Below are 14,038 nucleotides of genomic sequence, written 5' to 3'. Positions count from 1 at the left end.
TACATCGTTTCAATAGTAAAAGGGAACTCAAAGCCATTGAGTTCCCTTTTCGATCCAATCCATATCAGGCATCTCCATCGGAGTGCCTGTAACAAAGGAGTAGAGATAATATATGAGCAGTGCCACGAGCGGCAGAAATACGAACACGAAGAGCAGCACTTTCAGGAATTTCGTAAATACGCGGTAAAGAATCCCGAGCACAATCAGTACGATGGCTGTCACAGCCACAGTCTGGAAACTGTAGCCGATATCTGCGAGATCCAGATAGTTGAGTCCATATATGACGAAAAATGACAGTGCAATAATCAGTATCAATCTGATGAACATTTGAACTCACACCCTTTTACTGGCATTATTGGTAGGATTTTTCCGTCTCCTTGACGAATACGGCGCACAGGAGACCCATGGCGATGATGAATACACTGAGCCATGGTGCATATCCGATGTCGAACTGGCTGATGTAGATGCCGCCGATGACGGCCCCGATGCCGATGCCGAGGTTGAGGCCGGACATGTTCCAGCTGAAGACCACAGCTGCAGAACCCTGTACATTCTCGACCAGGCCGCTTTGCACAGCCGGGCTTGTACTCCACTGGAAGAGGCTCCAGAGGAACAGGTTGATATAGAACAGCACCGGAATGCCATATATCAGCGGCATCGCCGCCATCGATATGATGAACAGCGACAGCATGATCATCAAGGTTCGTCGTGTACCAATCCTATCGACCAGATTGCCGCCAAGGATGGTTCCAAGCATGCCGCCTACACCGGCAATCAGCAGTGCAATGGAGACGTTTTCTATACTGTAGCCATTGGTGGTCATCAGTGGTGAAATGTAGCCGAGGACGATATAGTTTCCGATCAGTACAGACATCGTCACCCCTATGTAGAGTACGATGTTCCTTCTGTCCAGTATCTTGTCCGGAACAGGATCACCCAGATCCTCTCCCCTTTTATTCGGGGCCAGGGCAATGATGCCTAATCCTACTATAACTGCAATGGCAATAACAAGCCAGAAAATGACCCGCCAGCCGAACTGCTGTCCGATGATTGTTCCGATTGGAATGCCGAAGACATTTGCTGCACTGAAGCCCATATAAACCAGTGCAATCATACGTCCGCGTATGGCCGGTTCCGAAAGCAGCACAGTCATATCCATAATCTTGACGATGAACACTGCTGCTGCAAGTGCTGTGATGACCCGACCCAATGCCAGCATCATGAATGTACTGGACAATCCGAAGATTATATTCCCGAGAATGAAGACAATCAGGGAAACAAGGATGACGGGTTTGGGCCTTAATTTTTCAGTTGCTTTGACGAGTATGGGACCAAAAACCGCAAAGCTCACTGCATATACTGTAATCAGCTGTCCTGTCAGGGCATTCGAAATGCCGAGATCCGAACTCATCAGCTCCAATATACCCGAAATGATGAGTTCCATCATGCCAAGAAGAAAGACGCCGACGGTAAATGTCACCAATAATTTTCTATTCATTATAACCACCCATTCAAAAAGTCAACCTGATTATTATACAACATATCACGATTCAATCAAACTGATACGTGTTAAAATGAGTATGAGGTGGTATTATGAAAAAATTGCTTCCATTGCTCATATTTCTCCTTCTTGCAGGGTGTACGCAGGCTGACCAGGATGCCCTGGACGAACTTTACGAAGCTTTCGAGAGGAATCATGATGAACTGGAAATCGAATTCTCCACTATGCTCGAGGAAATGGAGGACAGCGGTGAGGCAGACCGGGAAGCACAGCTCAAGCTGATCTACGATGAGATGCTTCCGGCAATTGAAGATTTCAGGCGGACCATCCATAATTATTCGGTCACCGGATCAGAGCATGAACAGCTCAAGGAAGAGATGCTCACCTATATCGATTCCCTGGAGACGCTCGTTGAACTGAACGGGGAGTTCAGCCGTACCGTCATCAACTATAACCCGCTCGGGGATTCCGAATTCAAAGAGGAAGTCGATGCGATGCTTGCCGAAATAGAATCCCAAGAGGAGCTGGTGGATGAACGCTATAATCAAATCCAGGACCATTATGGGGAGCTTACTCCCGATGAAGGCTCATAGAAAGACTTGTCCAAGTTAGGACAAGTCTTTTTTTACGTACCTTTCCATGAAGTTCAGATGAGTGATCCTTTCAGCAAAGTCTTCACCATACCTCTCGACGAGCGCTTCTACAAGGTTCTGGTATTTCCCTGCGTCTTCAAGTCCCTCCACATATGATGCGATGCCGTCGAAATCCGAGCCGAGTCCGATGGCCTGCTCACCTCCAAGCTCGATGATCCGGTCTATGTGCGCGAAAAGTGCTTCTATACCGGGAGTCCCATCCTCGATGAAGGGCGGATTGAAGACGATGTTGACCATGCCGTCTTTATTGATCAGCGCTTTTATCTGCGCATCATGGAGATTTCTCCGATGGTCGAATATTTCCCTTGCATTCGAATGTGTTGCGATGACGCGCTCGGCACTCCTGATGACATCATCCACGCCTTCAGGGTTGAGATGGCTCACATCCACCAGGACATTGTGGCGGTTGCAGCAATCCACTACATTGAACCCGAATTTAGACAGGCCGGTGCCCCTGTGCTCGCCTACACCGTCGGCAGCAAGATTGCCATCGTTCCATGTAAGGCCGACGGACAGCACACCCAGCCTGAACAGGGTCCTCAGCTTCATCAGATCATTCCCTATCGCATCCGCCCCTTCCAGAGCAAGCACCGCACCGATCTCCCCTTCTTCCAGATAATCGATATCCTCGAAGTTCCGTATATGCACGAAACCCTCTTCCGCCAGCACTTCATTATAGAAGCAATCCACCTGTTCGAGTGCATGCTGCCATTTTTCGTTATCCGGCAGCATCGGCGGGATGAAGATGGCGAAGAACTGGACCTTGACGCCTCCCCTCCTCAACTTTTCGGCACTGGCATTGAGGTCTCCGCCATTTTTGAAATCCAGGACACGTTCCTGGCTGCGGTAGCTCTCCCTGTAGTCGGATTGAAGCTTCAGCAGTGCATCACAGTGTGTATCGATGATTTTCATTCAGATTTCCTCCTTTTCTGCGAGTATACCAATAATTACGCCCATCTTGAATCGATATGGAAAGACTTGATTTGCATAACTATTAATAGTTGTATAAAATAAATTGAGTGTTTGAAAACGTTTTCTTTAATCTTTAAGATTTACAAGTTTAGATTGGCATGTATAATTATTTAATAAGGAGGCTTTATTATGCATAAACGTGCAACTTTATTTAAATTCCTCATCCCTTCACTGATTGGGGTGTTCATGTTCCTCTTCCCCATGAAGAATGCCGATGGAGACACGACGATACCCGTCGCATACCTTGCAGATGCACTCAATGAACTGATCGGTTACGACAATGTTGTCCTCATCGTCATCATACTGATAAATATTTCCGCTTTATTGACCATCCTCTTCAGCTGGGTGGTCAATCCTGCCCAAGAGTTTTTCAGGAACTTGTTCCGTGTAAATGCAGTATGGGTCATCCTGCGTGTGCTGGGTGCAGTATTCTCGCTGATGGCATATTTCGTCTTCGGTCCAGAGTTCATAAATTCTGAAAACACAGGCGGACTGATGCTCTATGATCTGCTGCCGACACTGTTTGCCATATTCCTTTTTGCCGGCATACTGCTGCCGCTCCTGCTCAACTATGGTCTGCTCGAATTCGTCGGTACGATGTTCGCCAAAATCATGCGTCCGCTGTTCACCCTCCCGGGCCGTTCCACAGTCGATAACCTGGCATCATGGGTCGGAGACGGTACGGTTGGTGTCCTGCTGACGAGCAACCAGTATGAAAATGGCTACTACTCGAAAAGGGAAGCTGCGGTCATTGCGACGACCTTCTCTGTAGTATCCATCACGTTCTCGATCGTCATACTTGACCTGATCGGTCTGATGGACCGTTTCCTGCTGTTCTACATGACGATCATCATCGCGGGCATCATCGCCGCATTGATCATGCCAAGGATTCCGCCCCTTTCCCGCATCAAGGATGACTATTATGTAGAGGGGAGCGCCATAGATGAAACCGTCCCTTCAGGATACAATCCGGTCACTTGGGGTTACAAGAAGGCCCTCGACCGGGCACATGAAGCAGAGGGCTTCAGGGACTTCCTGAAAGATGGTGTGAAGACCGTCGGAGACATGTGGTTTGCGGTGCTCCCGATTGTCATGGCAATCGGGACACTCGGTACGATATTTGCGGAGTACACACCCGTGTTCACATGGATCGGCGCACCTTTCGTACCGGTTCTCGAACTGATGAATGTGCCGGAGGCACAGGCCGCTTCAGAATCGCTCTTCATCGGGTTCACCGATATGTTCCTTCCCGCCATACTGATTGAAGGCGTCTCTTCCGATATGACCCGCTTCATCATCGGTACACTGAGCATCACGCAGCTGATCTACCTTTCCGAAGTCGGTGGGGTCATACTCGGCTCCAAAATACCGGTCGGCATCGGAAAATTATTCGTCATCTTCCTGCTCCGTACCGCGATAACACTGCCGGTCATCGTAGTGATCGCGCATATATTCTTCTAAAATGAAAAGATGAAAAGATGAAAAGAAGCGCCTCTGGTCGGTATGACCAGAGGCGCTTCTCAATTTTATATCGGATTATCTCTTAGAAGCCGCGTCCGGCACCGCCTCCGCCTCCGGAGCCGCCCCCGAAGCCGCCAAAGCCACCGCCACCAAATCCGCCGCCGCGTCCACCGCCTCCGGATGGCGGGAAGAACACGACAGGTCCACGTCTGCGTCCACGACGTCCGCCGCCTCTTGGAGGCTTGCCGCCGCCACCCATGAGTTTGAACAACAGGTAGATGACGACCATCGCGAAGATGAGGCGGAAGATGGACTCGCCTGCACCAAGGGTCTCACCGTCCGTCGCCCCCATGGTGGTGTCTGCTTCCGGCGTGTCCCGGGTGAACTCGCCTTCTTCATATCCATATGCATCAAGAGATTCCTCGTAGAGCGCCTGGTAGAGGTTGGAAAGCCCCTGCTCATAGCTTGAGGCTGCAGCTTCAGAGCCCTCCTCGGCCTCGGTCGCTGCGACGAAATGCTCCATGGCCACGTCATCGATGATCCTGCCGATCTTTGCATCATTCAGGTATCCTTCGATCCCGTAGCCGACCTGGACTTCGACACCGCGGTTGTTGTATTCGTTGCCATTGTCCAGATTGAGTAGGATGACGATGCCATTATCCTCCTCTTGTTTGCCGACGCCATATTCACGCAGTGCCTTGAGGGCATAGTCCTGCCGATGCTCCTGACCGGTCGAGGGCATGGTGAGCAGCAGCATTTCAACGCCTGTCCCCTCTTCCAGGTGCGTCCCCATCTGATTGAGCTCCTCAATCGACGATTCGCTCAGCACTCCTGCATTATCCTGAATGAAGTAATGGCTGGTGTCGAGGGATGGCAGGGCCACACGCGCCTCGGCAGGGAGGCTGGAAAATACGAACATGATCAGCATGAGCATGATCAGGCGTTTCATCATTCTTCATCCTGATCGGTGTTGAATTCAACTTCAGGGACGTCCCTGCTCGTCTCGTCCGCTTCAAAGTATGGCTTTTCGGAGAATCCGAACATTCCTGCAACCATGTTGCCCGGGAAGGTCCTGGTGTTCCTGTTGAACTCCTGTACAGCTGTATTGTAGTCCTGACGGGCGACCGCAATGCGATTCTCAGCTCCTGCGAGCTCATCGCGGAGCCCTGTGAACTGCTCGCTCGCCTGGAGATCCGGATAGTTTTCCGAAATGGCCAGCAGCCTTGACAGTGCCGAAGTCATTTCGTTGTTCGCTTCGGCCATCTCTTCGACATTCCCTGCACCGGACAGACGGCTTCTTGCATCGGCGATGTCCGTAAATATCTCCTCTTCATGGGAAGCATAACCCTGGACCGTATTTACAAGGTTCGGAATCAGGTCGCCCCGCCTCTGCAGCTGTGTTTCAATCTGGGCCTCCTTCTGGTTCACTTCCTCCTCAAGGTTGACGAACTGGTTGTATTTCGGGGCGAATATGATTGCCAGAATGATGAAGAATCCGACGATGATGCCTAATGGAATAAGTAGTTTTCTCATTTTTCTTCTCCTGTTCTGCACTTATTTATACCTCTATCTTACCATTAATCATTTCATTTCAAACCTTGGTATATGACAAGGGGGACCAGTGCAATGCACCAGTCCCTCCTGTTATGAATATTTGACCATATGGTATTTCTTCTTGCCTCTTCTGACGACGGTGAAGGCACCGTCAAGCTTGTCATCTTCATGGATTTCATAGTCGATATCCTGCTGGCGCTCCCCATTGATGTAGATGGCGCCATTCTTGATGTCTTCCCTCGCCTGTCTGCGTGACGGGGAGATGCCCGTCTCCACCAGTACTTTGACGAGATTCATGTCGTCATCCGGATAGCTTGCCGACGGCACATCCTTGAAGGCATCCCTGATCTGGTCGACTGACAGGGACTTGATATCCCCGCTGAAGAGCGCTTCAGTGATGCGCTGTGCCTCGGCCAAAGCATCCTCGCCGTGGATGAAGGCCGTGATATCCTCGGCCAGGCGCTTCTGCGCCTTCCTCAAGTGCGGTTCAGTCCTGACCGATTCCTCAAGCGATTCTATCTCCTCCCTCTCCAGGAAGGTGAAGAGTTTGATGAATCTGATGACGTCCGCATCACTCTGGTTGATCCAGAACTGATAGAACTCATATGGGGAAGTGCGATTCGGGTCGAGCCATATGTTGCCGGACTCCGTTTTGCCGAATTTCTTGCCATCCGCTTTCGTCACGAGTGGAATCGTCATGCCTTCTGCTTCCGTTTCACCATATACACGCCGCATCAGGTCGAGGCCGCTTGTGATGTTGCCCCACTGGTCGGAGCCGCCGATCTGCATCCTGCAGTCATAGTGGCGGTTCAGGTGGCCGAAGTCGATCGCCTGAAGGATCGTATATGTGAACTCGGTATATGAAATCCCCGTCTCCAGTCTGGATTGGATGGCATCCTTTGCGAGCATGTAGTTCAGGCTGACATGCTTCCCGTAGTCCCTCAGGAAGCTGATCAGACTGATTTCCTGAAGCCAGTCCTTGTTGTTGACCAGCAATGCACTGTTTTCATCAGAGAAGTCGAAGATGCGTTCCATCTGCTTCTTTATGCCACGGACGTTGTCATCGATCTGATCCTCCGTCTGAAGCTTCCGCTCCTCGCTTTTGAAGGAAGGGTCCCCGATCATGCCTGTCCCCCCGCCGATCAGGACGATTGGCCGGTGTCCGTGATCCTGAAACCGTCTGAGTGTCAGGAAGGGCACCAGGTGGCCGATGTGAAGGCTGTCCGCCGTCGGGTCGGCCCCGCAGTATAATGAGAGCTGCCCGCGGTCGAGCAGTTCTGTAATCTTCTCTTCATCCGTCATCTGATAGATGATTCCTCTGTATTTCAAGTCTTCCAGCAGTGCATTCATGTCTTTTCCTCCTAATGTTATGTATAATTTTTACAAATTAAAAAGCACCCCTACAAAAGTAAGGGTGCTTGAGTACACGGTACCACCATACAGTTTCACTTTATGGGCAGGAACGTCCACCCCGACGATCGAATAACTGATGCAGTGTATTCATTGGACGCGTGCACTGATTTCCACCACCCATCAGCTCTCTTTATTCCGCCAAACCAATTACTTGTCTGCCATTCGAATAATATCAATTTATAGGAATGATATATTTTTACCGGAAAAAAGTCAAGGGCTGATCCGTCCATAGGGCAAAACTCCCCTCTCCTGCGACCATTCATATTTGAGTGGCGGCGTCCACCATGACCGTCTTTTATCACTAACTCTTATTGTTTTTTCTGTGTTATAATGACCGAGGATAGGAGGTAGCAATGAAGAATAATGACTTTGTAAACTATATTAAAAACCTATTTTCACGCAAAGATACAAAAAAGGATTTCATTGAAGGTTCGACCTTCAAAGAGAAATTCAATAGTGTCATCGCGCGTTTCAAAAAAGCCGGTTCCCCGCTCAGGGTCTCCTTTTTTACTGCCTATGACACAATCTGGAACATCATCCTCTTTACCGTGCTTGCAGCCACTCTGGTGGGCATACTGGCATTCAGCATCGGTGTGGGCTATTTCGCAGCCCTCGTAAATGATGAAGAGATCCAGCCTGCCGATGAGGTGGAGACGGCACTCACGGAGATGACCGAGAGCACCACCGTCGCCTTCGGCTCCGGCGAATCGCTCGGTACATTAAGGGCCGACCTCATACGGGAGCGAGTGGACTATGACGACATTTCACCATATGTCACAGAAGCACTCATAGCCACCGAGGATGAATATTTCTATGAACATAACGGCGTCGTGCCGAAAGCCTTCATCAGAGCCACCCTCCAGCAGCTCGGCGGCTCGGAATCGGGTACAGGCGGAAGCACGCTGACGCAGCAGCTCGTCAAGAACCAGCTGCTGACGAATGAAACGACCTTCGACAGGAAGGCGACGGAGCTGCTGCTTGCATTCCGTGTAGAGAAGCTCCTGTCCAAGGAGGAGATCTTAGAAGCCTACCTGAACGCCGTATCCTTCGGCCGTAATGCCAACGGTCAGAACATCGCCGGTGTACAGGCTGCTGCAGAAGGAATCTTCGGCAAGGACGCATCTGAATTGAATCTTGCGGAGAGTGCCTTCATCGCAGGTATCCCGCAGAACCCTTATGCCTACACCCCATTCCTCCAGGGAGGCACGGTCAAGGATGAGGACCTGCGTCAGGCAGGATTGAACAGGCAGCACTTCGTACTCGAAAGGATGCTCCTTGAAGACAAGATCACCCAGGAAGAGTATGATGAGGCAGTCGAGTATGATCTGTACGCCAACCTCACCGACAGTGTGACTGTACCAAACCAGAATTATCCATTCCTGACTGATGAAGTCGAAAGGCGCAGTATAGACATACTTAAGTACCATCTGGCTGAAGAGGATGGTCTGACACGCGAAGATGTCGATTCCACCCCTCTGATCAACCAGGAGTACACAGGTCTTGCCAACACTGCTTTGAGAAACCAGGGATATCATATCGATACGACGATCGATAAGACGATCTACGATACGATGCAGGATGTAAAGGATAACTCGAGCTACTATTATGGTTCAAGAAACATCGAGGAGGCCCAGGATGCATCGGAAGAAGAGCAGGAATCAAGCGATGAAGTGTTCGAGCACGAACTCGGCGCAATGCTGAAGGATAACCAGACCGGCAAGATCCTCGGGTTCATCGGGGGGCGCGATCATGAACGGTCCTCGATCAACCATGCCACCCAGACCAGCCGCCAGGCCGGTTCGACCATGAAGCCGCTGATCACCTATGGGCCCGCTATTGATAAGGGACTCATTACTCCCGACACTGTGCTGCTGGATGAAATATTCACCATACCCAATCCTTTCGGTGATGACTACAGCCCCCGCAACTACGATGTCGATGAAGAATTCGGGCTCGTCTCCGCCAAGCACGCACTCAGCAACTCATACAACTTGAGCACGCTGAGATTGTGGGCAGACGTCAGACAGCATAACCCACAGGAGTATTTCGAGAAGATGGGAATGCCGCTTTCAAGCAACAACTATGCCGATGAGAACACACTTGTCCCTTCCCTACCACTCGGCTCGAATGATATGTCCGTCGAGGACAACACCAATGCATTCTCCACTTTTGCCAATAACGGAGAGCTGGTCGACAGCTACATGATAGAATCGATCACCAGCCCGACAGGTGAAGTCATCTATGAACATGAAAGCGAGGCGACGCAGGTCTTCAAGGACTCTACAGCATACTTGATGACGGACATTCTGAAGGAGACCTTCCAGACAGGATCCGCCTACTACATCCAGGACTACTACAACAGTGTAAACAGCACTTATGACTGGGCAGCCAAGACAGGGACATCGAATGGGTTTGTGGACTCATGGTTCATGGGCTACAATCCAAAAGTCACACTCGGAGTGTGGATGGGCTATGACCGCAATATTCCACAAGTGGCCAACCAGGACAGCGAGCAGCATCTGCACATCTATAACTGGCGTGACATTGCCCAGGCCCTAAGCGAGGCCGCACCGGAGCAGATGGGTGCCAATGAACGGTTCAGCAGACCATCCTCCGTCAGGGAAGTCGAATTCTGCGCACTTACCATGGAGATGGAAGATGATTGCGAAAAGGATGTAGACAAAGTACGTGAAGGCCTCATTGCAGAAGACACACGCCTTAACGATAAGGATGGCCTGAGCGACTCCGAAATCATGCAGCGGATGGGTGAGGACTTCGATTCCGAACTCAGCACTTCAGACCTCCGCGGTACGGTGACCAATTCCTATGATGACCGCTATCGTGTTGGAGACAGCTCCAGTTCCGATGATGATGAAGAAGAAGCTGAAGAAGAGCAGTAACCAAAGATCGCCCCTATCAATTGATAGGGGCGATCTTTTTGTCTCTATATTCTTTTGGCCTTAGAAGAGGCCTTTGGAGTTGCCATCTGCATCCACATCCATGTGTACTGCAGAAGGGACTTTAGGCAGTCCAGGCATTGTCATGATATCACCTGTCAGGGCAACTACGAAACCTGCGCCTGCTTTGGCGACAACTTCCCTTACAGTAACTTTGAAGCCTGTTGGACGGCCCAGCAGAGTAGGATCATCGCTCAGGGAGTACTGTGATTTCGCCATACATACCGGGAAGCCTCCCCAGCCGTGGCGATCGATTTCAGCAAGCTGCTTCTTGGCCTTGTCGGTGAAGATGACACCGTCACCACCATAGACTTCAGTGACGATTTTTTCGATCTTCTGGTCGATCGGAAGTTCATTCTCATAAAGGTGCTTGAAATTCTGTGGCTCGTCGAGTACTTCAAGTACTTTCTCGGCGAGGTCTTTACCACCTTCGCCGCCTTTTTCCCATACTTTAGTCAGGGAAACTCTTACGTTCTGATCTTTGCACCAGTTGAGGACGAAATCCCTTTCCTCATCAGTATCGGTTACGAAGTCGTTGAGTGCAACAACCGGTTCGATGCCGAATTTGCGTGCATTTTCGATATGCTTCTCAAGGTTTGCGATGCCTTCTTTCAGTGCATCCACGTTTGCTTCACCAAGATCCTTCTTGGCTACGCCGCCATTCATCTTGAGTGCACGGATTGTTGCTACAAGTACAATCGCATCAGGCGCGAATTCACCTTTTCTCGCCTTGATGTTCATGAACTTCTCTCCACCGAGGTCGGAGCCGAAGCCACATTCTGTAACGACGATGTCAGCAAGTTTCCTTGCAGTGTTCGTTGCGATGAGTGAGTTACATCCGTGTGCAATGTTCGCGAATGGCCCACCATGGATGAGCGCTGGAGTGCCTTCCATCGTCTGGACAAGGTTCGGCTTGATTGCTTCCTTGAGGAGAAGTGCAAGCGCACCTTCCACTTCAAGCTGTCCGACTGTAACCGGTTCCCTGTCATAAGTGTAACCGATGACGATGTCAGCAAGCTTTTTCTTGAGATCGATTATGTCGCCCGCAAGACACAGCACTGCCATGATCTCACTCGCTACTGTAATATCGAATCCGTCTTCCCTTGGAACACCGCGCGTCGGTCCACCGAGTCCTACTACAACCTGGCGGAGCGCCCGGTCATTCATGTCCAGTACACGTTTCCAAGTTACACGTCTTGGGTCGATGTTCAGCTTGTTGCCGTGATGGATATGGTTGTCGATGAATGCTGAAAGTGCGTTGTTTGCTGTAGTGATCGCATGCAGGTCTCCGTTGAAGTGGAGGTTGATCTCCTCCATAGGAAGTACCTGTGCACGGCCGCCGCCTGTCGCGCCGCCCTTGATGCCCATAACCGGGCCGAGGGATGGTTCGCGGAGCGCCACCATTACATTCTTTTCGAGCTGGTTGAACGCATCAGCCAATCCGACTGTACAAGTGGACTTGCCTTCACCTGCCGGTGTCGGATTCATTGCAGATACGAGTACGACTTTGGACTGCTTTTCGTTGCCTTCAATCTTATGTATGTCGACTTTTGCCTTATATTTTCCATACATCTCCAAAGCATCATGCGGAATGCCCGCCTTTTGTGCAATATCCTCAATAGGTTTGATGTCTGCTTTCGCAGCAATTTCCTGGTCTGTCAAATGTGCCACCTTGTCATCTCCTTTTTATTATTAGGATTCCTACCCTTCCATTATGCCATAATAAACAGAAAATTGCCCCTAACATTTATTAGGGGCAATCAAGTTTTTTAATCGTCATCCATGGATGACAGGTCGCCTGTCGGCAAGTCAAGTTCCCATGCTTTCAGCACGCGGCGCATGATCTTACCACTTCTTGTCTTAGGCAGTTTATCCTTGAATTCGATCTCTCTTGGGGCAGCATGTGCTGCAAGACCTTCCTTGACATACTTGCGGATCTCTTCTTTCAGTTCATCCGTCGGCTCGTTGCCTTCCCTGAGCGCGATGAATGCCTTGACGATTTCACCCCGTACTGGATCCGGCTTGCCGATCACCCCTGCTTCCTGAACAGCTGGATGCTCCACGAGCTTGGATTCTATTTCGAATGGTCCCACACGTTCACCGGCGGTCATGATGACATCATCCACACGGCCCTGGAACCAGTAGTAGCCATCTTCATCCTTATAAGCGGAGTCACCGGATACATACCAGTCGCCGATGAAGTAGGAATCGTACTTGGCATCATTCTTCCAGATCTTGCGCATCATCGCAGGCCATCCACGTTTCATGGCCAGGTTGCCCATGCGGTTTGGCGGCAGTTCGTTACCTTCATCATCTATGATTGCCGCTTCGACGCCAGGCAGCGGTTTGCCCATGGAACCACCCTTGATATCCATTGCAGGCATGTTGACGATCATATGTGCCCCTGTCTCGGTCATCCACCAAGTATCATGTATTCTCAGGTTGAACACCTTCATTCCCCATTTGACCACTTCCGGATTGAGTGGCTCACCGACGGACAGTACATGGCGGAGTGAAGACAGATCATAGTCGTTTACGATTTCGTCCCCCGCCCCCATGAGCATACGGAATGCCGTCGGCGCACTGTACCAGATTGTGATGTTCAGATCCTGAATGGCTCCATACCATGATTCAGGGGAGAAGCGGCCACCCACTACAACATTCGTTGCCCCGTTCAGCCATGGTGCGAATATACCATATGATGTACCCGTCACCCAGCCTGGGTCCGCTGTACACCAGTAGACATCGTCCTCTTTGAGGTCGAGCACATATTTCCCTGAGATATAGTGCTGGACCATGGCATGCTGGACATGCAGAACCCCTTTCGGCTGACCTGTCGATCCACTCGTATAGTGCAGGATCAGGCCGTCTTCCTTTTCCAGCCACTCTATATCGAATTCATCACTTGCCTTCTCATAGCTCGCGTCGAAATCGATATACCTTTCATCGGAACCATCTCCGACGACGACGACTTTTTCAAGATTTGGCAGATCATCCACCGGAATCCTCGGCAGCAGCTCAGGCGTCGTAATGATGACTTTGGCATCACTGTTCTCCAGACGATCCCTTACCGCCTTCTCCATGAATGCTTCAAACAGCGGACCGACGATTGCACCAATCTTCAGTGCACCGAGCAGTGAAAAATAGAGTTCAGGGCTTCTTGCCATGAAAATGAATACGCGGTCCCCTTTGACGACTCCTGCTTCATCCTTGAGCACGTTGGCGGCTTTATTGGATGCTTTCTTCAAGTCCTCAAATGTATAGGAGAGTTTCTTATCTCCGTTCTTATAGTGAAGTGCGACTTTATCACCACGACCATCCTCAACATGCCTGTCTATGCACTCATAGGCCATGTTGTATTTCCCGGTCTCATACCAGGAGAATTGCTTCTCCACTTCTGTCCAATCGTGGTTTTTCACCGCCTCGTCATAATCCTTCAAGTTAGGATTCTGATCCGTTGCTTCGTAAAGTTCTACCTTCATAATAATAACTCCCCTTTTGTGTTTTCTCTTTTACACTTCTTATTA

The 14,038-nt window shown here is 50.3% G+C and carries 11 protein-coding genes; 3 read left to right on the top strand and 8 right to left on the bottom strand.

Annotated features, from left to right (window positions below):
- Positions 1 to 27: 27 nt before the first annotated feature.
- Together EDC33_RS00770 and EDC33_RS00765 are read right to left on the bottom strand one after the other, a co-directional pair.
- A complete protein-coding gene (locus tag EDC33_RS00770) occupies positions 28 to 327 on the bottom strand; it encodes a hypothetical protein (protein ID WP_094905393.1) in 300 nt (99 codons plus the stop codon).
- A 25-nt stretch (positions 328 to 352) separates the two neighbouring features.
- On the bottom strand, positions 353 to 1,498 hold the full coding sequence (locus EDC33_RS00765) for an MFS transporter (protein WP_124009887.1): 1,146 nt from the start codon (positions 1,496 to 1,498) through the stop codon (positions 353 to 355).
- 95 nt (positions 1,499 to 1,593) lie between these two features.
- Between EDC33_RS00765 and EDC33_RS00760 the strand changes: the two genes are divergently transcribed.
- Positions 1,594 to 2,094, top strand: coding sequence for a hypothetical protein (locus EDC33_RS00760; RefSeq protein ID WP_124009886.1), 501 nt, complete (start codon positions 1,594 to 1,596; stop codon positions 2,092 to 2,094).
- A gap of 15 nt (positions 2,095 to 2,109) precedes the next feature.
- Here EDC33_RS00760 and EDC33_RS00755 read toward each other — a convergent pair whose 3' ends face one another.
- Positions 2,110 to 3,066: a dipeptidase gene (locus EDC33_RS00755; RefSeq protein ID WP_124009885.1), complete on the bottom strand. Its 957-nt coding sequence runs from the start codon at positions 3,064 to 3,066 to the stop codon at positions 2,110 to 2,112.
- Positions 3,067 to 3,255: 189 nt separating this feature from the next.
- On the opposite strand from EDC33_RS00755, the gene EDC33_RS00750 reads away from it, so the two are divergent.
- Positions 3,256 to 4,587: a YjiH family protein gene (locus tag EDC33_RS00750; RefSeq protein WP_124009884.1), complete on the top strand. Its 1,332-nt coding sequence runs from the start codon at positions 3,256 to 3,258 to the stop codon at positions 4,585 to 4,587.
- An 82-nt stretch (positions 4,588 to 4,669) separates the two neighbouring features.
- On the opposite strand, the gene EDC33_RS00745 is transcribed toward EDC33_RS00750, so the two are convergent.
- From EDC33_RS00745 to tyrS, 3 genes are all read right to left on the bottom strand, one after another.
- Positions 4,670 to 5,536, bottom strand: coding sequence for a TPM domain-containing protein (locus EDC33_RS00745; protein ID WP_170156326.1), 867 nt, complete (start codon positions 5,534 to 5,536; stop codon positions 4,670 to 4,672).
- A complete protein-coding gene (locus EDC33_RS00740; protein WP_094905388.1) occupies positions 5,536 to 6,120 on the bottom strand; it encodes a LemA family protein in 585 nt (194 codons plus the stop codon). Before EDC33_RS00740 ends, EDC33_RS00745 begins: the two co-directional genes overlap by 1 nt.
- Before the next feature lie 111 nt (positions 6,121 to 6,231).
- A complete protein-coding gene (tyrS, locus tag EDC33_RS00735) occupies positions 6,232 to 7,491 on the bottom strand; it encodes a tyrosine--tRNA ligase (protein WP_124009882.1) in 1,260 nt (419 codons plus the stop codon).
- Between the two features lie 416 nt (positions 7,492 to 7,907).
- Here tyrS and EDC33_RS00730 point away from each other — a divergent pair, with 416 nt between their 5' ends.
- The gene (locus EDC33_RS00730) at positions 7,908 to 10,454 is read left to right on the top strand and encodes a transglycosylase domain-containing protein (RefSeq protein WP_124009881.1); all 2,547 of its coding nucleotides are present in this window, start codon (positions 7,908 to 7,910) and stop codon (positions 10,452 to 10,454) included.
- Between the two features lie 60 nt (positions 10,455 to 10,514).
- On the opposite strand, the gene EDC33_RS00725 is transcribed toward EDC33_RS00730, so the two are convergent.
- A complete protein-coding gene (locus EDC33_RS00725; RefSeq protein ID WP_124009880.1) occupies positions 10,515 to 12,182 on the bottom strand; it encodes a formate--tetrahydrofolate ligase in 1,668 nt (555 codons plus the stop codon).
- A gap of 98 nt (positions 12,183 to 12,280) precedes the next feature.
- On the bottom strand, positions 12,281 to 13,993 hold the full coding sequence (gene acsA, locus EDC33_RS00720) for an acetate--CoA ligase (protein ID WP_124009879.1): 1,713 nt from the start codon (positions 13,991 to 13,993) through the stop codon (positions 12,281 to 12,283).
- Between the last annotated feature and the right edge of the window lie 45 nt (positions 13,994 to 14,038).

It is taken from the genome of Salinicoccus roseus (assembly GCF_003814515.1).
GTDB classification, from domain to species: Bacteria; Bacillota; Bacilli; order Staphylococcales; family Salinicoccaceae; genus Salinicoccus; species Salinicoccus roseus.
The sequence above is the reverse complement of the archived record's forward strand: the minus strand, read 5'-3'. Positions and strand labels throughout refer to the sequence as shown.

Excerpts from the sequence above, each read along its gene's own strand:
- EDC33_RS00760 (WP_124009886.1), top strand. The coding sequence starts at position 1,594 with ATGAAAAAATTGCTTCCATTGCTCATATTTCTCCTTCTTGCAGGGTGT.
- EDC33_RS00750 (WP_124009884.1), top strand. The coding sequence starts at position 3,256 with ATGCATAAACGTGCAACTTTATTTAAATTCCTCATCCCTTCACTGATT.
- acsA (WP_124009879.1), bottom strand. The coding sequence starts at position 13,993 with ATGAAGGTAGAACTTTACGAAGCAACGGATCAGAATCCTAACTTGAAG.
- EDC33_RS00755 (WP_124009885.1), bottom strand. The coding sequence starts at position 3,066 with ATGAAAATCATCGATACACACTGTGATGCACTGCTGAAGCTTCAATCC.
- tyrS (WP_124009882.1), bottom strand. The coding sequence starts at position 7,491 with ATGAATGCACTGCTGGAAGACTTGAAATACAGAGGAATCATCTATCAG.
- EDC33_RS00770 (WP_094905393.1), bottom strand. The coding sequence starts at position 327 with ATGTTCATCAGATTGATACTGATTATTGCACTGTCATTTTTCGTCATA.
- EDC33_RS00730 (WP_124009881.1), top strand. The coding sequence starts at position 7,908 with ATGAAGAATAATGACTTTGTAAACTATATTAAAAACCTATTTTCACGC.
- EDC33_RS00740 (WP_094905388.1), bottom strand. The coding sequence starts at position 6,120 with ATGAGAAAACTACTTATTCCATTAGGCATCATCGTCGGATTCTTCATC.
- EDC33_RS00765 (WP_124009887.1), bottom strand. The coding sequence starts at position 1,498 with ATGAATAGAAAATTATTGGTGACATTTACCGTCGGCGTCTTTCTTCTT.
- EDC33_RS00745 (WP_170156326.1), bottom strand. The coding sequence starts at position 5,536 with ATGAAACGCCTGATCATGCTCATGCTGATCATGTTCGTATTTTCCAGC.